This window comes from Mycolicibacter sinensis, assembly GCF_001667945.1.
GTDB lineage: Bacteria > Actinomycetota > Actinomycetes > Mycobacteriales > Mycobacteriaceae > Mycobacterium > Mycobacterium sinense_B.
Map to the genome: position 1 here is coordinate 50,375 of NZ_LZJK01000151.1, position 23,622 is coordinate 73,996.

The window sequence follows — 23,622 nt, forward strand, 5'->3', positions numbered from 1 at the left end:
GCCACCACAGACGAAGCCGGGCGCAGCGGAATGACCCCGCCACGCCCGGCCAAGCGCCTGCTGCGGTTCAGCTCGCCAGCGACGCCACCACGTCGCCGATCGCGTCGTTGGTTGCCTCCACGCCACCACTCGTGGCATCACCGAATGCTCCGGAGAGGGTCTCGAACACCGCCTGCGGGAACTGGGTCACGGCATTGAACACGTCTTGGAAGCCGGTCTGGATGGCCGAGGTGATCTGGTCCGGATCCATGCTCAGCAGGGCCTGCTGAATGTGGTAGGAAGCCATTTGCGGCGCCACGATCAGGTCACGGACGTCGACGATCAGCCCGGTCATCGAATCCGGGGTCGCGGAGACCTCGACCCCGTCCCAGTTGACCAGCGTCCAGCCGTCCGTCGGATTGCCCTCGATCACCACCCGGCTGGTGTTGGTCAGCGGGTGCTCCAAGAGCAGGTCGAAATCGGGGTTCTTGACGTTCATCAGCGTCCAGACCATGATCGCCCCGCCGTGGGAAAACGCCACGTCGTGCATCGTGGGGTCGTCAAGCGAGAGGCTGTGGTCATAGATCGCTTGAACGGCGTCGCCGAAGCGGTCGTTGAACGCCATCCCGTTGAAGTCCGAGGAACCCAGCAGCGGCACCGAATACAGACCGTAGGTCCACAACATCGGGGCCATCAGGTACGACAGCGCCACCGCCTTGAACTGGTCCACGGTTGACGACTGGATGCCCTCCCAAATGCCGGCGTTGATCTCGTTGAGCCCGGACAGGTTCGCCACATCCATGCCCATCAGTCCGGCGAACGGCGCGGCGGTCTCCTGGGTCCGGACCAGGCCGGAGGCAAAGATCCCGTCCACGCCGTCCGTGCCGTATTCGTCGAACAACGCCTGGCCGACCGCTTCCGCCTGATGGAAGCCGTTGTACGGGTCCGGGTAGTCGGCCAAGTGCGCGCCGGGCGCCACGCTGCCGTTGATGAGCTGGACGTTGTCGGTCGACAGCCCATGCCGCACGAACTCCAGCACCATGTCGGTGGCGGTGAGCTGGATGTCAGGCGTACCGAGGGTGGGCAGTGGCCCGGACATCGAGGCAGCCCCCGGAGTGGCGGCGAGGAGGCCGGCGCCGACAAGGGCGACTCCGGCGGTGATCCATGGGCGGGTGTGGTGCATGGTCTTCTCCTTCAGCGAGCTTCCGTTACGCTACGTCGCGTAACGCAAATACTTCGCTGAAGCTACGCTCACATTTTTCCTACGTCAATAGATCGGCCGCCCGGCGTTCCGGCGCGCGTCCTAGCCGCTCAGCGCGCCGGTGAGGGTGTCGATCACCGCCTGCGGGAAGGCGGTGATCGCCCCGACGACCTGGTCGAACCCGGTCTGCAGGGCGGCGGTGATGTCTGCCTGGTCGCCGCCCTGGAAGGCCTCCAGGATGTGCCAGGCGGCGATCTGCGGCGCCGTGGTGAGATCGCGCCAGTCGACGAACAATCCGGTGAGCAGGTCCGGAGTGGCCGACACCTCGTGCCCTTCCCAGCTGACCAGCGTCCAGCCGTCGGTCGGATTGCCCTCGATCACGACCTGGCCGGTGTTGGCCAGCGGAGTGTGGGTGTCGAGCAACTCTTTGATGACCAGCCCGAAGTCGGGGTTCTTGACGTTCATCAACGTCCAGATCGCGATCGTGCCCGCGTGGGCGAACACCGCGCTGCTCGGCGGGTTGTCCGGGTCGGACACGGTGTGGTGGTAGACGGTTTCGATCGCGTCGGTGACGCGGTCGTTGAACGCCACCCCGTTGGGGTCGATCGTGGATCCCAACATCGGCACCCAGTACTGACCCATGACCCACAGCAATGTCGGTAGGGCGTAGGCGATCTGGGTGAGCGTGTCGAGTTCGCGGCCTTCGAACCATCCCGCATTGATTTCGTTGAGCCCGGCCAGGTGCGTGACGTCCATACCCAGCAGATCGGACAGCGGCTGGGCGGTGTGCTGGGCGCGGATCATCTCCGAGGCGAAGAGCCCGGCGATCCCGTCCGGGAACGCCTCATGAATCGCCGGGGCGACGTCGGCCGCCTGCTGCCGGCCGAGCTCGGTGAGCTCGGCACCCGGCGCCAAGGTGCCCAAAAACCCTTCGGCGTTGTCCACCGACTCGCCGTGGCGCACCAGATCCAGGGTGATGTCCTGGGCGGCCAGCACGACCTCCACCGCGGCGACGTCGGGCAGCGGTGTCGCGACCGGCGTGGCCGCGACAGCTCCCGCGGCGACCAGCGCAACGGTCGCCGTGATCCACGGACGGGGGCCAAGTGGCTGCATTGGTCTCTCTCCCTCACGCCAGCAAGCGGGCGAACGTCGCCACGCGACTGAACGTTAGCTGATAAGAGAGTTAGAACGGGTGATTATCGAGGGTTTTCGCCGAGTCCGGCGGCGAACACCTGGGCGTAGCGGCGGCGGTCGGCCGCGGCCCGCTCGGCCGGCGGCAGCGTGGCGACGGTGTCGATCGAGGCCTTGGCCGCTGCCAGCGCCTGACGCGGGGCATCCACGAAGCGTCGGGCCCAGGTCATCGCCGCGTCGTAGACCCCGTCGGGAGCCACCATGTCGTCGATGACGCCCAGCGCGAGCGCCTCCTCGGCGTCGAAGAACCGCCCGCTGTACGCCAACTCCTTGGCGCGGCTGGCGCCGATGGTGCGCGTGAGCCGGGCCAGCCCGGCACCATCGGGGACCAGCCCGGCCAGGATCTCGGTGGCGCCGAACTTGACGTTGTCACCGCTGATCCGCCAGTCGGCCGCCAACGCCAGCGCCAGCCCGCTGCCCAGCGCGTAGCCGGTGACCGCGGCCACCGTCGGCTTGCCGATCGCCGCCACCGCTTCCACGGCGTCATGGCGGACGCCGGCGAACCGCTCGGCCTCGGCAGGCAGCAAGGTGCGCAGTTCGGGAACGTCGTCACCGGCGCAGAAGATCTCGTGGCCGCCGAACAGCACCACCGCGGCGACGTCGTCGCGCGCCGAGACCTCGGCGGCGGCCGCGGTGAGCTCCCGGTAGACCTGCCGGGTCAAGGCGTTGCTCGGCGGACGCGACAGCACCAGGGTGGCTACTCCGGCCGACGACGGGTGGACCGTGACGAATTCGCTCATCCGGGCCACCGCTTGCCGCGCGCCTCGTTGTAGCGCGCCGAGTCGAAGAACTCGATCTCCCAGTTGTCGCCGTGCCGGGCCAACGTCGGCTGGGTCACCACGATCTGGCGTTCCAACGTCAGCACGTCCTGCACGCTGCGGCCGACCAGCGAATCCAACTGGGTCCAGGTCGGCGGCAGCAGGAAACTGCGCCCGGCCGCGAAGTCTTCGATCGCCGCTTCCGGGGTGACCCACCCGGCGTGGTCGGACTCGGTGTTCTCGCCGTCGGCGCGCTGCCCGACCGGCAGTGCCGCGGCGAAGAAGTAGGTGTCATAGCGTCGGGTGCGCTCGGCCTCCGGGGTCACCCAGTTCGCCCACGGCCGCAACAGTTCGGCATGCAGCACCAGGTTCTCGGTGCGCAGGAACTCGGCGAAGGACAGATCGCCGGCAGCCAGGGCGCGGCGGGAGTCGGCGTATACCGAGGCGTCAGCGACCACACGTTGGGAGTCATCCGCCGGGCCGGCGAACAGCACGCCGGATTCCTCGAAGGTCTCGCGCACCGCCGCGCACACCAGCGCCGCGGCCAGGTCGGTCTGGACGCCGAACCGCTGCGCCCACCAAGACGAGTCCGGCCCGACCCAGGCGATCTCGGCGCTGCGGTCCCGGTCATCGACCCCGCCGCCGGGAAACACCATCACACCGGCAGCGAACTGCATGGCGGCATGGCGCCGCATCAAAAACACGTCCAGGGCACCGCGTCCGCTGTCCCCGTCGCGCACCAGCATCACCGTCGCGGCGGGTCGCGTCGGCAGGGGCGGCGGCTGTGGATGGTTCATGCCCGCCTCCGGTGCGCCGCCCGGCTGCGGGTCCGGCGGGCGAAGTACCGACCGTCGATGACGTCCAAGGAGATCGACTGCCCGAACGCCGCGGACAGGTTCTCCGCGGTCAGCACATCGCTGAGCAGGCCGGCGGCGACGGTGCGGCCCTCGGCCAGCAACAGGCAGTGGCTGAAGCCGACCGGAATCTCCTCGACGTGGTGGGTGACCAGCACAATCGCCGGCGCGTCGGGATCGGCGGCCAGATCGGCCAGCCGGGCGACGAGTTCCTCCCGGCCGCCCAGGTCCAGGCCGGCCGCGGGTTCATCGAGCAGCAGCAGCTCGGGATCGGTCATCAGCGCGCGAGCGATCAGCACCCGCTTGCGCTCGCCTTCGGACAGCGTTTCGTAGGTGCGGTCGGCCAGGTGTTCGGCGCCCAGGCTCTCCAGCAGGTCCACGGCCCGCTCGTGGTCGACGGCGTCATAGCGTTCCCGCCAGCGTCCCAGCACCGCGTAGCCGGCCGAGATCACCAGGTCGCGGACGGTTTCGCCGCCCGGGATCCGCTGCGCCAGCGCTGAGGAGCTCAACCCGACCCGGGCCCGCAGTTCGGTGGTATCGACCCGGCCCAGCTGTTCACCAAGCACAAAGGCCATACCCGAGGACGGATGTTCGGTGGCGGCGGCGATCCGCAGCAGCGATGTCTTGCCGGCCCCGTTGGGCCCGATGATCACCCAGCGTTCGTCGAGTTCAACCGACCAGTCCAGCGGGCCCACCAGGGAGCGCCCGTCACGGCACAACGAAACGCCCTCGAAGTGGATCAGCAGATCTTGGTCGGCCGCTGCAGCGGGGCCGGGGCGTCCGGTGTCGGGCACGGCCCTATGGTGCCGTACCCCGCTCCCCTGGCAACCGACCGGGGTGCCGGTAGCACCGCCCACAGCGCCAGCGTCGGGAAGCAAAGGCATGCAGGTTGTAATTTCCCGGATGGTGCGCGCACACTATCGCCTGCGCCATATTTCAGGGGGTTGCGATGGTCCTCTTTCCCAATGCACTCGCGGTCGGGCTCGCCGCCGGTCTCATCGCCTCCCCGCTGCCGGGCGCCCAGACCCCCGAAATTCAGCTCACCGCAGCCGACGGCACGTCTTCACTGGGCGGCGGCACGGCACTGATTCTCGGCGGCAGCGGCTTGCCGACGCCGAGTCAGACCTACGCCGACTTCGCTGTCGCGGATTACCTGGCACCGCGCGGATTCACCGGCACGACGCAGATCGTCACCACCCCCGAAGGGCTCTACCCGTTCCTGGGCCCGTTCGGCTTGGTGTTCGACAAGTCCGAGGCGCAGGGCGCCCAACTGCTGGCCACCGCGATCGGGGACCAGATCGCCGGCGGGCAGGTGGACGCCGCGAACCCGGTGGTGGTGTTCGGCTATTCGCAGGGCGCCGACGTCGAGACCGTGGCCATGTCGCTGCTCGCCGAGCAGGGCGTGCCCCGCGACCTGGTGCACTTCGTGCTCGTCGGGGATCCCGCCAACCCCAACGGCGGCATGCTGGAACGGTTCAATCTGCCCGACGACAGCATGCCGACAATCCCCAGCCTGGGGCTCACATTCAGCGGTGCTACCCCCGATGATCTGTACCCGACCGACATCTACACCCACGAGTACGACGGATTCGCCGACTTCCCGCGGTACCCGATCAACTTCCTGGCCGACCTCAACGCCGCGCTGGGCATCATCTTCGAGCACACCACCTACCTGGGGCTCACGCCCGAGGAGATCGCCGACGCGGTAGCGCTGCCGACGGCGGCGGCCGACACCTTGACCAACTACTACATGCTGCCGGTCGACACCCTGCCGCTGCTGGCGCCGCTGCAGTTGCTGCCGTTCATCGGCGACCCGTTGGTCGACCTGCTGCAGCCGGCACTGCGAGTGCTGGTCAACCTGGGCTACGGCAACCTCGAACACGGCTGGGACCAGGGCTTCGCCGATCTGCCCACCCCGCTAGGCTTCCTGCCCGATGCCAGTGTGCTGCAACAGGTTCCGCAGGCACTGGCCGAAGGCCTGGTCAAGGGCGTCACCGATGCGTTGAAGGATCTGGCCGACCCGAACAACTACGTGTACTCGCTGCCGTCCTGGGCTGAGCAACTCGTCAAATCCGCGGAGATGCTGCCCGGAAGCCAATTCTCGGTGCTGTCGATGGTGCCCACCACATCGGAAGATCTGTTCGGCACCTTCCCGCCGCACACCGGTATCCCACCGCTGGACATGCTCAGCGCGGTGCTGTTCACCCTGCCGCAGCTGGACTACCAGATCTTCACCAGCGAACTCGCCGACGGAAACCTGCTCGACGCGATCGGCACCCCGATCGCCGCCGACCTCGGGTTGTTGCCGTTGATCGTGGTGGGCGCGCTGTTCTGACCGCGTCTGCTCGCCGGCTTATTCCGGGGGGATCTCGACCCGGCGCAGCACTCCGTCGTGGGCGTCGGCGGCCTCGATCTCGGCGCGGGTGACCCCCAGCAGGAACAGCACCGTGTCCAGGTACGGGTAGCTCAACGATGCATCGGCCACCTCGCGCAACGCCGGTTTGGCGTTGAACGCCACGCCCAACCCGGCGGCGGCCAGCATGTCGATATCGTTGGCGCCGTCGCCGACCGCGACGGTCTGCTCCAGCGGCACGCCGGCCCGGTCGGCGAACTCGCGCAGCGCGTCGGCCTTGCCCGCCCGGTCCACCACCGGCCCGATCACCCGGCCGGTGAGCTTGCCGTCGACGATCTCCAATTCGTTGGCGGCGACGAAGTCCAGCTTCAGCTCGGCGGCCAGCGGTGCGATCACCTGCCGGAACCCACCGGAGACCACCCCGCATTTGAACCCCAGCCGGCGCAACGTGCGCAGCGTGGTGCGTGCCCCCGGGGTGAGCTCGATCTGCCCGGCCACTTCGTCGATGACACCGGCGGGAAGGCCGGCGAGGGTGGCTACCCGGTGATGCAGCGACTCGGCGAAGTCGAGTTCGCCGCGCATCGCGGCCTCGGTGATCGCCGCAACCGCGTCCCCGGCCCCGGCCCGGGCGGCGAGCATCTCGATGACCTCGCCCTGGATCAGCGTGGAGTCGACGTCGAAGACGATCAGGCGCTTGGTCCGCCGCGACAGGCTGGCGTCTTGGAATGCCACGTCGACCCGCTGCTGGGCGGCGACCTGGCTCAGCGCGGACTGCAACTCACCGGCCGCGCCGGGCGGCACCGATACCCGCAGTTCCAGCCCGGTCACCGGGTAGTCCGAGACGCCCCGGATCATGTCGATGTTGGCGTCGATCTCCGCGATCTCGCTGGCCAGCGCCCCGAGGGCGGCGGCGGTCACCGGCCGTCCCAGGACCACGATCCGGTGCGTGGACGGCACGGCGATGATCGGGGCGTCGTCGCTGCGCTCGATCGTGACGTCCAGGCCCACGCCGTGGATGGCCGCGGTGACCTCGGCAGCAAACGCCGATCCGTCGGCCACATCCGGTACTGCAGACACCAGCACGCCCAGAGTCAGCCGGCCGCGGACCACGACCTGTTCGACGTTGAGCAGCTCGATCCGATACCGCGACAGCACCTCGAAGAGCGCTGATGTCACGCCCGGCTGATCGACGCCGGTGACGGTGATCAACACCGGCACCTTGGGCATGCTCACCCGCGGCGGCCGCCCGACCCGACCCGGCGCCGCCTCACCCCCAGCGGACTCATCAAGCGTTTGCGGGCTCGTACAGCTCGTCGCCGGGGTGGCGGCCGACGTGCGCCTCGGCACGCAGCCGATCGATCATGTGCGGGTAGTGCAGCTCGAAAGCCGGCCGCTCCGAACGGATCCGGGGCAGCTCGGTGAAGTTGTGCCGCGGCGGCGGGCAGCTAGTCGCCCACTCCAGCGAGTTGCCGTAGCCCCACGGGTCGTCCACGGTGACAACCTCGCCGTACCGCCAGCTCTTGAAGACGTTCCAGGTGAAGGCCAGCATCGAGGCACCCAGGATGAAAGCTCCGACGGTGGAGACGATGTTGAACGGCTGGAATCCGTCGGTCGGCAGGTAGTCGGCGTACCGCCGCGGCATACCCATGTTGCCCAGCCAGTGCTGAATCAAGAACGTGGTGTGGAACCCGATGAACGTCAGCCAGAAGTGCAGCTTGCCCAGCCGCTCGTCGAGCAGGCGACCGGTCATCTTGGGGAACCAGAAGTAGATTCCGGCGAAGGTGGCGAACACGATGGTGCCGAACAGCACGTAGTGGAAGTGCGCGATCAAGAAGTAGCTGTCGCTGACGTGGAAGTCGATCGGCGGGCTGGCCAGCATCACCCCGGTCAGGCCGCCGGCCAGGAACGTGACGAGGAAGCCGAGCGAAAACAGCATCGGCGTCTCGAACGTCATCTGGCCCCGCCACATCGTGCCGATCCAGTTGAAGAACTTCAGCCCGGTCGGGATGGCGATCATCAGCGTCAGCAGCGAGAAGAACGGCAGCAGCACCGCGCCGGTGGCGTACATGTGGTGCGCCCACACCGCAGTCGACAGCCCGGCGATGCTCATCGTCGCGTAGACCAGGGTGACGTAGCCGAAGATCGGCTTGCGGGAGAACACCGGGAACACTTCGCTGACGATGCCGAAGAACGGCAGCGCGATGATATAGACCTCGGGATGGCCGAAGAACCAGAACAGGTGTTGCCATAGCAACTCACCGCCGTTGGCGGAGTCGTAGATATGCCCGCCCAGGTGCCGGTCGACGGCCAGGCCCAGCAGGGCCGCGGTCAGCAGCGGGAACACGATCAGCACCATGATCGAGGTGACCAGGATGTTCCAGGTGAAGATCGGCATCCGGAACATGGTCATCCCCGGCGCGCGCATGCAGGCCACGGTGGTGATCATGTTCACCCCGCCCAGGATGGTGCCCAGACCACTGACCGCCAGGCCCATGATCCACAGGTCCCCGCCGGCGCCCGGCGAGTGCACGGCGTTGCTCAGCGGGGTGTAGCCGGTCCAGCCGAAGTCGGCTGCACCGCCGGGGGTGATGAACCCGGCCAGCGCGATCGTCGCACCGCACACGAACAGCCAGAACGAGAATGCGTTGAGCCGCGGGAACGCCACGTCGGGCGCGCCGATCTGCAGCGGCAGCACCAGGTTGGCGAAGCCGAACACGATCGGGGTGGCATAGAACAGCAGCATGATCGTGCCGTGCATGGTGAACAGCTGGTTGAACTGCTCATTGGACAGGAACTGCAGGCCCGGCGCGGCGAGCTCGGTGCGCATCAGCAGCGCCAGCAGGCCGCCGATGAAGAAGAACACCATGCAGGCGACGCAGTACATGATGCCGATCAGCTTGTGATCGGTCGTGGTGATCACCTTGTAGAGCAGGCCGCCCTTGGGGCCCATCAACGGTGGGAACGGCCGACTCGGCTCGAGTTCTGCGCGCGGGGGTGCTTCGGCGGTCAACATTCCTCCAAACATGGGCATCCCGGGAACTTGGGTCGAATCCTAACCCCGGCCGTCGCCGCGCCGGTATAGGCCTCCTACAAACTGTCGTATTCGTCTCCCCGGCGGGCGCGCCGCGCCCGGGTGTTACCGTCACCGCGTGAGCAGGGCGGACCGGCGAGCGGTGTCGGCGGCAGCACTGGCCGTGCTGCTGGCCGCGGTCTCGGGCTGCGCCGGCGAGGGGCCGGAATCGGTGCCGACGTCCACCAGCACCACCATGGTCGCCGGGGCCGGGGTGCTGGGCAACGATCGTCGGCCCGACGAGTCCTGTGCGGCCGAGCCGGCCCGGGCCGACGCGGGGCCACCGATGCGGTCGGTGCACAACGCGGCCGGCGTGGAGCCGCCCAGCGTCGAGGTGCCCGAGAACGCGGAGCGCATCGTGGTGCTCTCCGGTGATCAGCTCGATGCCCTGTGCGCGCTCGGCCTGCAGTCGCGCATCGTCGGGGCGGCGCTGCCGGAGGGCTCGGAGAACCAGCCGGCGTATCTGGGCGCGGTGGTGCACGACCTGCCGGCGGTGGGCACCCGCAGCAATCCGGACACCGACGCCGTCGCCGCATTGCACCCGGATCTGATCCTGGGAGCCCACGGCCTGACGCCGGGGTATGCGGAGCTGGCGGCGATTGCCCCGACGGTGTTCACCGGAGCACCGGGGATGGCATGGGAGGACAACGTGCGCGGCGTCGGCGCCGCGACCGCGCGCAGCGGCGCCGCCGACCAAGTGCTCGACAAGTTCAGCGAGAAGGCGACCGAGACCGGCGAGGCCAGTGACGCCACCCACTTCCAAGCCTCGGTGGTTGCACTCACCGACAACGGCGTGCGGGTGTACGGGGCGGCCAACTTCGCTGCCAGTGTGCTCAAGGCCGTCGGGGTGGACCGGCCGCCATCGCAACGGTTCACCGACCGGCCCTACATCGAAATCGCCGCAGCCGACGGCGATCTCGGCGGCCGCGCGGACTTCTCGGCGGCCGACGGCGACATCGTCTACGTGTCGTTTGCCTCACCGGCGGCCAAGGCGCGGGCGGCCGCCGTGTTCGACAGCGTCTCCTGGCGCCGGTTGGCGGCCAACCGTGACAGCCGGGTGTTCGTGGTCAACAACGAGGTGTGGCAGACCGGGCAGGGACCGGTCGCGGCCCGCGGCGTGGTCGACGACCTGCGCTGGCTGAACGCGCCGATCAACTAGCCCGGCCGCTGCGGCGATCACCTGCCGCAGCTCGACCGGCGCCGGCTGACGGGCCTCCTCGGCCTCGTCGCGCTGTACTTGCGCCCGTTGGCATTGCGCCGCAAGCCGACAGGTCTCAAGCACCGTCGCCTCGGTGCCCGGCCACCGGCTCCCACTCAAAATTCTCTTTTCGGTGTGAAGCGCGGAAAATTTACTGCAGTGCAGAAGTTTTCACTCGGCTGACCTTCCATTGGCGGCCGGTGATCGCGGCAATTATCGGCGTGGCGTCGGACGCCTCCGTTTTCGGCGACGGCAAACTCCGGCCGCAGTACGCTCATGCCGTGCCCGAAACGTCATACGCCAAGTGTGGCGATCTCAGCCTGGCCTATCAGGTATTCGGTGACGGGCCGATCGAGCTGGTCGTCGTCGGGCCTTTCGTCAGCCACATCGAGCTGGCCTGGACCCTCCCCCAATTCAAAGCGTTCGTTGACCAGCTCGCGACGTTCTGTCGCGTTGCCTGGTTCGACAAGGCCGGCGTCGGGCTGTCGGACCCGGTGCCAAAAGTTCGAACGTTGGAGGAACGCGCCGCCGAGATCGAGGCGGTCATGGATGCCGTCGGCTTCGGACAGGCCGTGGTGTGCGGTCTCAGTGACGGCGGGCCGGTCGCCATCATGTTCGCGGCAACATGGCCGGCGCGAACGCGGGCGCTGATCCTTTCCGGCACAGTGCCCTATTGGGGCTTCGAGGGCTGGGACGACCTAGACCGAGACCCGGCCGAGCTGCGGGCACGCTTCCTTGCCGAACTGGGCGAGGACTACACGCCGTCGATCGAGCAGCTGGCCCGCTTCCAGCAAGCCGGCCGCACGGTGCGCTCCGGGTGGGGCAACGGTGAGACAGCCAGCATCAGTGCCCCCTCGGTCGGGTCGGTACGCCAGCTCGCGATGTGCGAGCGCATGAGCGCGAGCCCGGGGATGGCGCGGGCATCGTTTGAAGCGGCGTTTCTGATCGACGTGCGGCCGATCCTGCCGACACTCACCGCGCCCACGCTGGTCATCCATGCCCGCGAGGACCACGCGGTTCCGGTGCAGGGCGGACGGTATCTCGCCGCCCATATCCCCGGCGCGCGGTACCTGGAGGTCGAAGGCATAGACCACGCACCCTTTTTGACCGAGCCCGACAAGATCCTGACTGAGATCGAGGAGTTCCTCACCGGTAGCCATGCGGCGCCGTCGCAGTCACATCGCGCCCTGCGCACAGTGTTGTTCACCGACATCGTCGCCTCGACGGAACGTGCCGCTGCCACCGGTGACGAACGGTGGCGAGCGGTGCTTCAGCGCTTCGGTGAGGTCACCGCCGAACTGACGAAGCGGTTCAGCGGCGCGGTGGTGAAGAGCACCGGCGACGGCCATCTCGCCACCTTCGACGGCCCGACACAGGCGATCCGCTGTGCCGAGGCATTACAGACCGACGCCGACACCCTGGGCATCGAGATCCGGGTAGGCATCCACACTGGTGAGTGCGAACTGATCGACAACGACATTGCCGGAATGGCGGTGCACATCGCGGCGCGGATCGTCGGCCAGGCCGGCGCCGGGGAGATTCTGGTCTCGCGCACGGTGCGCGACCTGGTCGTCGGCTCGGGCACGGGCTTCGAGGACCGCGGCAGCGTCGAGCTACGCGGCGTTCCCGGCACCTGGCAACTCCTGGCCGTCGATCGCAACGGCCCGCCGGCCGGATCCGCCGAGGCCGAACTGGCGTCGACGCCAACTCCGGGCCCTCAGACCTCGATGCGCCGCTCGGACCGTGCCGTCGCGGTGATGGCACGGCAGACACCGTGGCTGCTGCGCGGGGCCGCCCGCCTCGCTTTGACCACCCGCCGCAGAGGAACCGTGGCACGCTGAGCCGCGACGCCGGCTACGCCCCACCACGGTGCGGCAGTGACCTGCAGAGGGATGTGTCAAAGATTACGTGACGGCCCCATCATCACCCCCACGCTGGGCAAACAGCGCCTCGGCATCGCGCCTGCGCAGAGCAGCCGGCGGCCCGAGAGAACTTACTTCGCTAGGCTATATAAAAACGATGAAAACGCCGCCGAATCGAAGAGGGATATCACCGATGAGCACCGTTTCCGCGTACGCCGCAACGGCGCCGGACGCGCCGCTGAGCAAGACCACCATCACCCGCCGCGAGCCCGGCCCGCACGACGTCGCCTTTGATATCGCCTTCGCCGGAATCTGCCACTCCGACATCCACACCGTCAGGGCCGAATGGGGCCGCCCGCAGTACCCCCTGGTGCCCGGACATGAGATCGCCGGTGTGGTGACCGCGGTCGGCGCGCAAGTCACCAAATTCAAGGTCGGCGACCGTGTCGGGGTCGGCTGTTTTGTCGACTCCTGCCGCGAGTGCCCCAGCTGCCTGGCCGGCCAGGAGCAGTACTGCACCGGCGGCGGCATGGTCGGCACCTACGCCGGCGTCGACCGCGACGGCCAGCCCACCCAGGGCGGCTACAGCGGCGGGATCGTCGTCGACGAGAACTACGTGCTGCGCATCCCGGATGAGATCCCCCTGGATGCGGCTGCACCGCTGCTGTGCGCCGGCATCACCACGTACTCGCCGCTGCGGCACTGGAATGTGGGGCCGGGCAAGCGAATTGCCGTCGTCGGTCTCGGCGGCCTGGGCCACATGGCCGTCAAGCTCGGCACCGCCATGGGCGCCGAGGTCACCGTGCTGTCCCAGTCGCTGAAGAAGATGGAGGACGGCCTGCGATTGGGCGCCCAGCACTACTACGCCACCAGCGACCCCGAGACGTTCAAGAAGCTACGCAACGGCTTCGACGTCATCTTGAACACCGTCTCGGCGAGCCTGGACCTGGGCGCGTATCTGAACCTGCTCACGCTGGACGGCACCCTGGTCGAGTTGGGCATGCCCGAGCACGCGCTGGCGGTGCCACCGGGTCCGCTGGTGCGGATGCGACGCAGCGTGTCGGGGTCGTTGATCGGCGGGATCGCCGAGACGCAGGAGATGCTGGACTTCTGCGCGGCGCACGGTGTGCGCCCCGAGATCGAGGTCATCGAGCCGGACTACGTCAACACCGCCTACGAGCGGGTGCTGGCCTCCGACGTGCGCTACCGCTTCGTCATCGACACCGAGTGGCTACGGCAGTCCTGAGCGCCGGGCCGGGACTCAGACGTAGCGGCCGCGCCCGGCCAGTGCGCCCGCCAGGGTCTGCACCAGGTAGACCGCGAGCATCATGAGCCACGGCACCGTCCATCCGCCGCTCACATGGTGCAGCAGGCCGAACAAGAACGGGCCGGCGCCGGCGAGCAGATAGCCGAAGCCCTGCGCCATCCCCGACAACCGCACGGTGTCCTCGGCGTCGCGGGCACGCAGCGCAATCACGGTGAGCGCCAACGAGAATACGCTCATGCCCAGGCCGACCAGCACGCTCCACAGCAGTGGTGCGGCTGCGGGCGCTAGCAGCAGACCGAGTATTCCGGCGATGCCGAGCACACCCAGCCCGACGATCCAGCCGCTCTGGCTGGCGCGACGCGCGGCCAGCGGCGAGACGATCAGGCTGATCGGCACGGCGATCAGCGAGATCAACCCGAGCAGCAGGCCGGCGTGGGCGTCGCTCATGCCGTTGTCGATCAGCACCTCGGGCAGCCAGCCCATCACCACGTAGGCCAGAAACGACTGGGTGCCGAAGAACAGCGTGACGGTCCAGGCCAGCCTGCTGCGCAACAGCGACCGGCCCTTCGCCGCGGCGACGGGTGCTACGGTGCCGGCCCGATCGAACCCGCGGGACCCCACCACCCAGGCCGCCAGCGCCAGCAGGGCCAGCGCACTCCAGGCGCCCAGGGCCGAGCGCCAGCCTCCCAGCGCGTCATCGAGCAGCGGGGTGACCGCAGACCCCAATGCTCCTCCCCCTTGCAGCGCCGCGGTGTAGATCCCGGTCATCAGCCCCACCCGCGCCGGGAAGGACCCGCGGATGATCACCGGGATCAGCACGTTGATCAACGCGATTCCGGCGGTCGCCACCAAGGTGCCACCGAGCACCGTGAAGGGCCCGTCGCAGACCCGGATCAGCAGTCCGGCAACGAGAGTGAGCAGTGCTGCCGAGATGGTGCGGCCCAATCCGATCCGCCGCGACAACCACGGCGCGGCCAGCCCGGCTCCGGCAAAGCACAGTCCGGGCAGCGTGGTCAGCACGCCGGCCCAGGTGTCCGAGGTGCCCAAGGCGCCACGCATCTCGGGGAGCAGCGGCCCCACGCTGGTGATCGCCGGACGTAGGTTCAGCGCGGTCAGCACCACCGCGACGGTCAGCAGGGCGCCGCCGGCCGCCATCGTGGCCGGTCGGAGCTCGGTGACGCCGTCGAGCTCGAGCTCAAGGTCGTGCTCGTACTGGCCGAGCGTTTCGGTGCGGGCTGCGCGGGTCACCTAACGTAGGATCGCATACATCCCATGATTGGATGAAGGGAGGACGCTGTGCCGTTGGTCACCACCCGCCGCACCGGCTTGGTCGATCAGGTGATCGAACAGCTTCGCGCCTCGGTGACCGGCGGGGAATGGCCGGTCGATTCACGGATCCCCACCGAGCCAGAACTCGCCGACGCGCTCGGGGTCGGCCGCAATACCGTGCGGGAGGCGGTCCGGGCGCTGGCCCACAGCGGCATCCTGGAGGTCCGCCAGGGCGACGGCACGTATGTGCGCGCTACCAGCGAGGTCTCCGGTGCCGTGCGCAGGCTGTGCGGATCCGAGCTACGCGACGTGCTACAGGTGCGGCGTTGCCTGGAAGTCGAGGGCGCGCGCCTGGCCGCCGCTGCCCGCACCGACGACGATCTGGCCGAGTTGCGCGCACTGCTGGAGATCCGCGACGGCCACCAGCAGCAGGGCCGACACTCCGACTTCGTGCGGGCCGACACCGATTTCCATCTCGCGGTGGTCCGCTGTTCGCACAATCCGGTGTTGACCGAGCTGTACTGCGGACTGACCGAAGTGGTCATGGCCAGTGTGGCCACCACGAGCGCGAAACCGGTGCAGTCAGACCAGATCCGGCACCGGGGTTTGGTGGAGGCGATCGCCACTGGCGACGTCGAGGCGGCCGGGCGTGAGGCGGGCGGATTCCTCGACGAGCTGTTAGATCAGCTGCCGGCCCGCTAGGCCGCTCAGTCGCGCCGAAGTCCCAGCACCCGCAGCAGTTCCGGCCGGCGCAGGACGAGCCCGATCCACAGCAGCACGCCGACGTACACGCCGGATAACACGAAGCCGGCCAGCGGCTTGTCGGCTTGTAGGTTGGCGGTCACCGCCCCACCCAGGTAGGCGGTCAGGCCAAGGGCGCCCAGCACCGCGGTGCGCGGGATCAGAAAGACGATCAGGCACACCAGCAGCACCCAGCCGATCACCGCGGTCTTGTCCGGGGCGAAACCGAGCGCTTCGGTGCCTTCGCGGGCGAAGCGCATCCCGGCGATCTTCGGGATGCTGTCGAAGGCGAAGAACAACCCGAGCAGCGCGGTGATCGCGGCTCCGGCGTACCACGCTCGGGAACGGGTGCTGCGTTCGGTCTCTGTCGTCATCCTGCACTCCCTGTACTCGAAGGTGATTACCGCAACATTAAGCGTGTGCCGCGCCGGCCGGTTCGCGGGCACGCAACCGTAACGCGGTATAGCCGAACATGATCAGGGCAGTCGCCACCAGCAGCAGCAGCCCGACCGTGTAGTCGTTGTGCACGGGGTCGTAGGTCACGCCCATCACGATCGGCGGAAAGTAGCCGCCCAAACCTCCTACCGCGGAGACAATTCCGGTGACGGCACCAAGTGTCCCGACCGGGGCACGTCGCGTCACCCACCCGAACACTCCGCCCGTGCCGATACCGAGGGCAACGGCGAGCGTGATGAAGGTGATCGCCGACCATATGTCCGTCGGCGGCTTGAGGGCAGCGACCGCAGCCATCACCGCCGTTCCCGCCAACGACGCCAAGACGACGTACTTGGGTGCGATGCGGTCGGCCAGCGCACCACCGACGGGCCGGGCCAGCACCGCCGCGAGCGCAAACGCCGCCGTGCGTTCCCCGGCATCCACCTGCGAGAACCCGTAGATGGTCTTGATGTAGATGGGCAGGTAGTTGCTGAAGGCCACGAATCCCCCGAACACCACCCCATACAACAGTGACATCTCCCAGGTGACCCGCAGCCGGATCGCCGCCCTGAGCTTGGGCAGCACCGGCGCGGTATTCGGGGCGAAGTAGTCCCCGTTGCTCATCACCAGGAAGCAGATCACGACCGTGACTGCCAGCGCGGCGGCGATCATGTAGTGGGTGTGCAGCAACCCGAACCGTCGCACCATGCGGGGGGTGAAGAACGCCGACAGCGCCGTGCCGGCCATGCCCATGCCGAAGACGCCGGTGGAAAAACCGCGGCGGGCCGGCTCATACCAGTTGTTGGCGAACGGGATACCGATGGCGAACACCGTTCCGGGTATGCCGAGCAGCAGCGCGGAGGCCAGCACCAGGGGGTAGGAGCCGGCGGCCTCGGCGGCACCGACGGCCAGCACCGGGCCGATCGAGGCCAACGAGACCCCGATGAACATGGTGCGACCGCCGAACCGGTCGGTCAGCGGCCCGGCGACCATCCGGCCCAAGGAGCCGGCCAGGATGGGGGTGGCCACCAGCAGCGAGACTTCGGTGCTGCCCAGCGACATCCGCGCGGCATCGGTCATCGCCACCGGGCCGATGAGATTCCAGGCCCAGAAGTTGATCATCGACACCCAGGTGGCCAGGGCCAGTTGCAGCCCCGGGCGGGCGCCGGCAACGGGTCGCTCAACGCTCCTCACTGGGATATGCAAACACCGGGAAGCCCGCTCGGCCCGTCATTCGCCCAAAAAGCCGACAGGCGGGCCTGCGTTCACCCGCGCAGGGCGGTGCGGAATCTGTCTCGGTAGGCCTTCGGCGAGACGCCGAGGTGATCGACGAACACCCGCCGGAGGGTTTCGGTACTGCCGAAGCCCGCGAGGCGTGCCGTGTCGGTCACCGTGTGGCCGGCGTCCAGGGCGGCGCGGGCCGCGTCGACGCGAACCTTTTCGACGTAGTCGGCCGGAGTCATGCCCAGCTCGGATCGGAACAAGCGCGTCAGCTGCCGTGTGCTGAGACTGGCCCGTACGGCGAGAGCGCTGACCCGGTGATCCGCGCCGGGGTCGGCGGCAATGGCATCGGTCACCGCTCGCAGCGCGGACTGCGGCGGCGGATCGGCTTCGACCAGCGTGGAGAACTGCGACTGGCCGCCCGCGCGCTTGAGGTAGACCACCAACCACCGGGCCACGGCGCGGACAAGCTCTGCGCCATGGTCCATTTCGACCAACGCCAACGCCAGGTCGATGCCCGACGACACGCCCGCCGAGGTGAACACATCGCCGTCGCGCACGAAGATCGCGTCCGGCTCGACGGTGATCGCGGGAAAGGCGCGCGAGAACAACCGGACATCATGCCAGTGGGTGGTGGCACGCCGGCCGTTCAACAGACCGGCCTGCGCCAGAACGAACGACCCGGTGCAGATGGAGGCCAGCCGTCGGGTGCGCTGCGCGACCGACTTGACCGCCGCCACAAGCTCAGGATCGATCGCGCGGCGGGGCAGGCTGTCGGCACCGGCGACCATGATGGTATCGGCGCACTCGATCGAGGAGAGGGCATCGGTGACACCCAGCCGCGTCCCGATCGAGGTGGTCACGTCACGCCCGTCCACCGAGGCGATCTTGATCCGGTAGTCGGCTCCGAACCGGTTGGCTTCGGCGAAGACCTCACCGGCACCTGCGACGTCCAACATCGTCACATCGTCGAAGACGACGATCACCATCACCCGCGATCGGGAACCGGCTTCAGCCACGGACCCATTGTGTCGCAATCTGAGGTTTTGACGGCTCGATCGCCGCGCGTCGACCACCCGCGTCGGCGGCAGGCTGGTCTCTGTTCGACCAACCAAGGAGACCCACCGTGCCCGTTCAGCGGAGTGAGACCATCGCCGACATCGTCGTACCCGACACGCCACTCGCCCGCGAGGCGACCGAGTTCGTTCGCAGTGCCGAGGACGACGTGCTGTTCCATCACTCCCGGCGGGTGTACCTGTTCGGAGCGCTGCACGGTCGCCGACTCGGGCGCCAGCCAGACCTGGAACTGCTTTACGTGGCGGCGATGTTCCACGACTTCGGCCTCACCACGCGCTACCGGAGGTCCACTCAGCGCTTCGAGATCGACGGCGCCGATGCCGCCCGCGAGTTCCTGCTGGACCGCGGCGTCGGTCGATCCGAGGCCGATAAGGTGTGGCTCGGCATTGCCCTGCACACGACGCCGGAGATCACCGCACGACTCGACACCGAAACCTTGCTTCTTGCAGCAGGTGTCAAGACCGATGTGGTCGGCGTCGGCCGGGCAGACCTGGACGCGGCGGACATTGACGCGGTGGTCGCCGCCCATCCCCGCCCGGACTTCAAGAACCGCATTCTGGCGGCTTTCAACGACGGTATGAAGCATCGTCCGGACAGCACTTTCGGCACGATGAACGACGATGTGCTGGCACACTTCGACCCCTCCTTCAAGCGGGGAAACCTGGTGGACAGCATCCTCAACAGCCCATGGCCCGAATAGCGAAAGGAGCAGGCACATGGATATCCACGAAGCGCTGTATACCACCAGAATGATGCGGCGGTTGCGGCCTGAACCGATCCCGCTGGACGTCCAGGCCCGCATCCTGGATGCGGCCGTGCGCGCCCCCAACGGGGGTAACACCCAGCGCTGGCATTTTCTCGCCGTCGACGATCCGGCACTCAAGAGTGAACTGGCACAGTTGTTCCGGCAGGGCCGCGCCCTCGAGTACGAGAAATTCGCGGCCGGCACGGGACCGATGGTCGCGCCGGCCCCGGGCGCGGATCCGACCCGACACGACGAGACGATGCGCCGCATCAAGGGCTCCGGGGACTATCTGGCCGACCATTTCGAAGAAGTTCCCCTGCTGCTCTTCGTCTTCGCCATCGACGATCTCGGCGGGGCCAACATCTACCCGGCGATCTGGAGCGCGCTGCTGGCCGCCCGGGCCGAAGGCGTCGGTGGGGTCATGACGATGGTCCTCCGCAATTTCAACGACCGCGTCAACGAACTGCTGGGCGTGCCGGTGGAGGAAGGCTGGACAATGTCAGCCATGCTCGCACTCGGATATCCCCGGGGAAGGTGGGGCGTAGCAGCCAATCGGCGCCCGGTGCAAGAGGTTTCATCACGAAACCACTGGGGCACACCGTTCGGCGTCGACGTCCCTCAGCCGCTGTGGCCGCACGACTACCTGGCGCCCGACCTGGCCACGGTAGGTTGAGTACTCGTGCAGGCAATTGTTGCCACGGACCGCGCTGCGGGTGTCGCGGGGCTTTCGCTGGCCGATGTCGCCTACCCGCATGCCGCGGAGAACGACGTCATCGTCCGGGTCCACGCCGCCGGTTTCACGCCGGGTGAGCTCGACTGGCCGGCCACCTGGACGGACCGCGCGGGGCGTGACCGCTCACCCAGCGTCCCTGGGCACGAGGTCTCCGGTGTCGTGGCCGAGTTGGGCTACGGCACAACCGGGTTGACGCTGGGGCAGCGCGTCTTCGGAATGACCGATTGGGCCCGCAATGGCTCGCTGGCCGAATACGTCGCCGTGGAGGCCCGCAACCTCGCCCCGCTGTCGGCCGACGTAGACCACACGGTGGCCGCCGCTTTGCCGATATCTGGACTGACCGCCTGGCAGGGGCTTTTCGCGCATGCGCGTCTGGTGGCCGGTCAGACAGTGGTGATTCATGGCGCCGCCGGTGCTGTTGGCTGCCTCGCCGTACAACTGGCCCACGAGGCCGGCGCGCGCGTCATCGGAAGCGGTCGAACCGAACACCGGGACACGATCTTGGGCCTCGGCGCCGCTGAGTTCCTGGATCTGCAACAGGATCGGCTGGAGGATGTCGGCCAGGTGGACGTGGTGTTTGACGTGATCGGCGGTGAGCTGCTCGATCGTTCAGCGCCACTGGTGCGTCCCGGTGGGGCGCTGGTTTCCATCGCCGAACCGCCGCGCGTTCGACCCGCCGACGCACAGACCATCTTTTTCGTTGTCGAGCCCGACAGGTCGGGTCTGGCTGTCCTGGAGCGCAGACTCCGCGAGGGCCGGCTGCGCCCGATCCTGGGAGCGACATGCTTACTGGCCGAAGTGCCGACGGCATTCGACCCCGCAAGGCGCAGCCACGGAAAGACCGTCGTCGTCGTCGCCGACTAGGCGCCACCGCCGGCTCTCCGGTGCGCACCGCCACTGCGGTGTCATGGCTGGCTGACCAGCAACCAGCAGATGCTCCAGGCGGCCGTCGAGGTCCGCGAGCGAGCCGCGGCCTGGTGACCGATGTCTTCAGTGGCCGGACTGGATGTGCCCGGCCACCAGACGGGAGAACCTCAGAACTCCCAGTCCTCATCCTCGGTGATGACGGCCTTGCCGATCACATACGACGACCCCGACCCGGAGAAGAAGTCGTGGTTCTCGTCGCCGTTGGGGCTCAGCGCCGACAGGATCGCCGGGTTGACATCGGTCTCATCCCGCGGGAACAGCGCCTCATAGCCGAGGTTCATCAGCGCCTTGTTGGCGTTGTAGCGCAAGAACTTTTTGACGTCCTCGGTCAGCCCGACCCCGTCGTAGAGATCCTGGGTGTACTCGACCTCGTTGTCGTAGAGCTCGAAGAGCAGCTCGTAGGTGTAGTCCTTGAGCTCCTGGCGCTTGGCCTCGTCCTGCATGGCCAGCCCGCGCTGGAACTTGTAGCCGATGTAGTAGCCGTGCACCGCCTCGTCACGGATGATCAGCCGGATCACGTCGGCAGTGTTGGTGAGCTTGCCCCGGCTCGACCAGTACATCGGCAGGTAGAAGCCGGAGTAGAACAGGAAGCTCTCCAACAGCGTGGAGGCCACCTTGCGCTTGAGCGGCTCGTCCCCGCGGTAGTACTGCATGACGATGGCCGCCTTGCGCTGCAGGTTGGCGTTCTCCTCCGACCAGCGGAACGCCTCGTCGATCTCGTTGGTCGAGCACAGCGTGGAGAAGATCTGGCTGTAGCTCTTGGCGTGCACCGACTCCATGAACGCGATGTTGGTGTAGACGGCTTCCTCGTGCGGGGTCAGCGCGTCGGGAATCAGGCTGACCGCGCCGACGGTGCCCTGAATGGTGTCCAGCAGCGTCAGGCCGGTGAAGACCCGCATGGTGAGCTGGCGTTCCTCATCGGTCAGCGTCCCCCAGGACGGCAGGTCGTTGGAGACCGGCACCTTCTCGGGCAGCCAGAAGTTTCCGGTCAGCCGGTCCCAGACCTCGAGGTCCTTGTCGTCGTGCACCCGGTTCCAGTTGATCGCTGAGACCCGGTCGATCAGCTTCAGTTTCTCGCTCACCAGAACCCCATTTCACCCGCGGAAAGCTAGGCCTTCGACACTACCCCTGGGGGCCGACAACCCGTGGCAACACAAGAAGTTGTGTCTGCCGTGTCGCGTCAGCCCACTCCGGAGAACTGGTACTCGGCCGGGCGCAGCTTACGGGTGGAGCGCCAGTACTGCCACGTCATGCCGCTCCACAGCGTCCGGTTGACGCCGTGCTCATCGAGGTACCAGCTGCGGCAGCCGCCGGTATTCCACACCGACCCGCCCAGCTGCCGCTGCAGTTCGGCGTTGAAGCGGTCCTGGGCGGCGCGGGTGGGCGCCAGCGCCTGCGCCCCGGCGGCGTCCGCCGCGGTGATCGCTTCGGCGACGTAGTGGATCTGCGACTCGATCATGAACACCACCGAGGTGTGCCCCAAGCCGGTGTTGGGGCCCAGCAGGAAGAACAGGTTGGGCATGCCGGCGACCGCGATGCCCCGATGCGCCACTACCCCCTCGCGGTTCCAGCGGTCTACCAGGTCCTCCCCGCCCGGGCCCTTGATGTCGACGTAGGTGTAGGAGTCGGTGACATGGAAGCCGGTGGCATAGACGATGACGTCGCACGGGTGCTCGACACCGTCGGCGGTGACGATCCCGCTGGCGGTGATCTTGTCGATGCGCTCGGTGATCAGCTGCGCCTTCGGGTTGGCGACCGCCTGATAGTAGTTGGGCGCGTAGAGGATTCGTTTGCAGCCGGCCCGGTAGCGCGGGGTGAGTTTGCGGCGCAGCTCCTTGTCGCGGACATTGCGGCGGATGTTCCACCGGCCGACCAGCTCGACTGCCCGCAGCAGGCTCGGCCTCCTGGTCATGGCGAAGCCGAGACCTTCCAGCGCCCAGTAGATCGTCGTGCGCACGCCGCGACGCAGGCCCGGAACGGTCGAGAAGGCGGTCAGCAGTGCCTTCGGGAACGGGCTGTTCGGCCGCGGCACCACCCACGGCGGAGTGCGTTGATACAGCTGCACCTGGGCCACCTTCGCGTCATCGCGAACCAGCTCGGGCACGATCTGGATCGCGCTGGCGCCGGTGCCGATCACCGCGACTCGCTTGCCGGTCAGGTCGACGTTGTGATCCCACTGCGCGGAATGGAAAGCCGCCCCGGCAAATTCGTCCATGCCCTCGATGTCGGGCACGCGCGGGATGTGCAACGCCCCGGCACCGGAGATCAAGAACTGGGCGATGTACTCCTGCCCGGTCGTGGTGAACACATGCCAGCGGAACTCGGTGTCGTCCCAGTGCGCGCGGTCGACGCGCGACCCGAACCGGATGCGGCGGCGCAACCCGTATTTGTCGGTGACCCCCTTGAGGTAGTCCAGGATCTCCGGCTGCGGTGAGAACAGTTTGCTCCAGGTGGCCTTCGGCTCGAAGGAGAAGGAGTACAGGTGCGACGGGACGTCGCAGGCGCAGCCGGGGTAGGTGTTGTCGCGCCAGGTTCCGCCGATGTCGTCGGCCTTCTCCAGGATCAGGAAGTCGACGCCGCGGCGTTGCAGTTCGATGCCCATACCGAGCCCGGAGAACCCGGTTCCGATGATGAGCGCCCGGGTCTGTACGGGTGCGCGCTGGCCGGCTTCTTCGGCGGTCTCGTCGGTAAGCGTCATGAGGCGTCCTTCCCTTGCGGGTACTGATGTTCAGTGTGTTTGC

Annotated in this window: 21 protein-coding genes; 8 read left to right on the top strand and 13 right to left on the bottom strand. The window is 67.8% G+C overall.

Going from position 1 to position 23,622, the window contains the following annotated elements:
* Positions 1–67: 67 nt before the first annotated feature.
* From A5694_RS19260 to A5694_RS19280, 5 genes are all read right to left on the bottom strand, one after another.
* Positions 68–1,162 carry a histidine phosphatase family protein gene (locus A5694_RS19260; RefSeq protein ID WP_064923900.1) on the bottom strand — a complete coding sequence of 365 codons (1,095 nt, stop codon included), beginning with the start codon at positions 1,160–1,162 and terminating at the stop codon, positions 68–70.
* Positions 1,163–1,282: 120 nt separating this feature from the next.
* Entirely contained in the window at positions 1,283–2,293 is a 1,011-nt protein-coding gene (locus A5694_RS19265) for a histidine phosphatase family protein (RefSeq protein ID WP_064923901.1), read from the bottom strand.
* Positions 2,294–2,376: 83 nt separating this feature from the next.
* Positions 2,377–3,111 carry an enoyl-CoA hydratase gene (locus A5694_RS19270; RefSeq protein ID WP_109535762.1) on the bottom strand — a complete coding sequence of 245 codons (735 nt, stop codon included), beginning with the start codon at positions 3,109–3,111 and terminating at the stop codon, positions 2,377–2,379.
* The gene (locus tag A5694_RS19275) at positions 3,108–3,926 is read right to left on the bottom strand and encodes an NUDIX hydrolase (RefSeq protein WP_064923903.1); all 819 of its coding nucleotides are present in this window, start codon (positions 3,924–3,926) and stop codon (positions 3,108–3,110) included. Before A5694_RS19275 ends, A5694_RS19270 begins: the two co-directional genes overlap by 4 nt.
* On the bottom strand, positions 3,923–4,777 hold the full coding sequence (locus A5694_RS19280) for an ABC transporter ATP-binding protein (protein WP_064923904.1): 855 nt from the start codon (positions 4,775–4,777) through the stop codon (positions 3,923–3,925). The genes A5694_RS19275 and A5694_RS19280 overlap by 4 nt, the downstream gene beginning before the upstream one ends.
* A gap of 155 nt (positions 4,778–4,932) precedes the next feature.
* Here A5694_RS19280 and A5694_RS19285 point away from each other — a divergent pair, with 155 nt between their 5' ends.
* Positions 4,933–6,318 (top strand): PE-PPE domain-containing protein, encoded by a 1,386-nt coding sequence (locus A5694_RS19285; protein ID WP_064923905.1) that lies wholly within the window; start codon positions 4,933–4,935, stop codon positions 6,316–6,318.
* 18 nt (positions 6,319–6,336) lie between these two features.
* Here A5694_RS19285 and serB read toward each other — a convergent pair whose 3' ends face one another.
* Both serB and ctaD read right to left on the bottom strand, forming a co-directional pair.
* Positions 6,337–7,563: a phosphoserine phosphatase SerB gene (gene serB / locus A5694_RS19290; protein ID WP_064923906.1), complete on the bottom strand. Its 1,227-nt coding sequence runs from the start codon at positions 7,561–7,563 to the stop codon at positions 6,337–6,339.
* Between the two features lie 58 nt (positions 7,564–7,621).
* Positions 7,622–9,346 carry an aa3-type cytochrome oxidase subunit I gene (gene ctaD, locus A5694_RS19295; RefSeq protein ID WP_064923933.1) on the bottom strand — a complete coding sequence of 575 codons (1,725 nt, stop codon included), beginning with the start codon at positions 9,344–9,346 and terminating at the stop codon, positions 7,622–7,624.
* Positions 9,347–9,485: 139 nt separating this feature from the next.
* On the opposite strand from ctaD, the gene A5694_RS19300 reads away from it, so the two are divergent.
* From A5694_RS19300 to A5694_RS19310, 3 genes are all read left to right on the top strand, one after another.
* Positions 9,486–10,565 carry an iron-siderophore ABC transporter substrate-binding protein gene (locus A5694_RS19300; RefSeq protein ID WP_064923907.1) on the top strand — a complete coding sequence of 360 codons (1,080 nt, stop codon included), beginning with the start codon at positions 9,486–9,488 and terminating at the stop codon, positions 10,563–10,565.
* A gap of 320 nt (positions 10,566–10,885) precedes the next feature.
* A complete protein-coding gene (locus A5694_RS19305; protein ID WP_064923934.1) occupies positions 10,886–12,445 on the top strand; it encodes an adenylate/guanylate cyclase domain-containing protein in 1,560 nt (519 codons plus the stop codon).
* Positions 12,446–12,659: 214 nt separating this feature from the next.
* Entirely contained in the window at positions 12,660–13,712 is a 1,053-nt protein-coding gene (locus tag A5694_RS19310; protein ID WP_064923908.1) for an NAD(P)-dependent alcohol dehydrogenase, read from the top strand.
* Positions 13,713–13,727: 15 nt separating this feature from the next.
* Here the strand turns inward: A5694_RS19310 and A5694_RS19315 are convergent, their stop codons facing one another.
* Positions 13,728–14,888: a CynX/NimT family MFS transporter gene (locus tag A5694_RS19315; RefSeq protein ID WP_064923935.1), complete on the bottom strand. Its 1,161-nt coding sequence runs from the start codon at positions 14,886–14,888 to the stop codon at positions 13,728–13,730.
* A gap of 141 nt (positions 14,889–15,029) precedes the next feature.
* Between A5694_RS19315 and A5694_RS19320 the strand changes: the two genes are divergently transcribed.
* Entirely contained in the window at positions 15,030–15,704 is a 675-nt protein-coding gene (locus tag A5694_RS19320) for a FadR/GntR family transcriptional regulator (RefSeq protein WP_064923909.1), read from the top strand.
* A 5-nt stretch (positions 15,705–15,709) separates the two neighbouring features.
* Here A5694_RS19320 and A5694_RS19325 read toward each other — a convergent pair whose 3' ends face one another.
* The 3 genes from A5694_RS19325 to A5694_RS19335 all read right to left on the bottom strand — a co-directional run bounded on the left by A5694_RS19325 (position 15,710) and on the right by A5694_RS19335 (position 18,388).
* The gene (locus A5694_RS19325; RefSeq protein WP_064923910.1) at positions 15,710–16,117 is read right to left on the bottom strand and encodes a DoxX family protein; all 408 of its coding nucleotides are present in this window, start codon (positions 16,115–16,117) and stop codon (positions 15,710–15,712) included.
* A gap of 37 nt (positions 16,118–16,154) precedes the next feature.
* A complete protein-coding gene (locus A5694_RS19330) occupies positions 16,155–17,300 on the bottom strand; it encodes an MFS transporter (protein WP_165604385.1) in 1,146 nt (381 codons plus the stop codon).
* Positions 17,301–17,443: 143 nt separating this feature from the next.
* Complete coding sequence (locus A5694_RS19335; protein WP_125225592.1) at positions 17,444–18,388, bottom strand: GlxA family transcriptional regulator; 945 nt, start codon at positions 18,386–18,388, stop codon at positions 17,444–17,446.
* Between the two features lie 137 nt (positions 18,389–18,525).
* On the opposite strand from A5694_RS19335, the gene A5694_RS19340 reads away from it, so the two are divergent.
* Genes A5694_RS19340 through A5694_RS19350 form a run of 3 tightly spaced genes read left to right on the top strand, consistent with a single transcriptional unit; the run spans position 18,526 to position 20,818 of the window.
* Positions 18,526–19,176, top strand: a complete 651-nt coding sequence (locus tag A5694_RS19340) for an HD domain-containing protein (protein ID WP_064923912.1) — start codon at positions 18,526–18,528, stop codon at positions 19,174–19,176.
* Between the two features lie 16 nt (positions 19,177–19,192).
* Positions 19,193–19,894 (top strand): nitroreductase family protein, encoded by a 702-nt coding sequence (locus A5694_RS19345; protein WP_064923913.1) that lies wholly within the window; start codon positions 19,193–19,195, stop codon positions 19,892–19,894.
* Positions 19,895–19,900: 6 nt separating this feature from the next.
* Positions 19,901–20,818, top strand: coding sequence for an NADP-dependent oxidoreductase (locus A5694_RS19350; RefSeq protein ID WP_064923914.1), 918 nt, complete (start codon positions 19,901–19,903; stop codon positions 20,816–20,818).
* A gap of 170 nt (positions 20,819–20,988) precedes the next feature.
* On the opposite strand, the gene nrdF is transcribed toward A5694_RS19350, so the two are convergent.
* A complete protein-coding gene (gene nrdF / locus A5694_RS19355) occupies positions 20,989–21,963 on the bottom strand; it encodes a class 1b ribonucleoside-diphosphate reductase subunit beta (RefSeq protein ID WP_185746683.1) in 975 nt (324 codons plus the stop codon).
* A gap of 98 nt (positions 21,964–22,061) precedes the next feature.
* A complete protein-coding gene (locus A5694_RS19360) occupies positions 22,062–23,579 on the bottom strand; it encodes a flavin-containing monooxygenase (RefSeq protein ID WP_064923915.1) in 1,518 nt (505 codons plus the stop codon).
* Between the last annotated feature and the right edge of the window lie 43 nt (positions 23,580–23,622).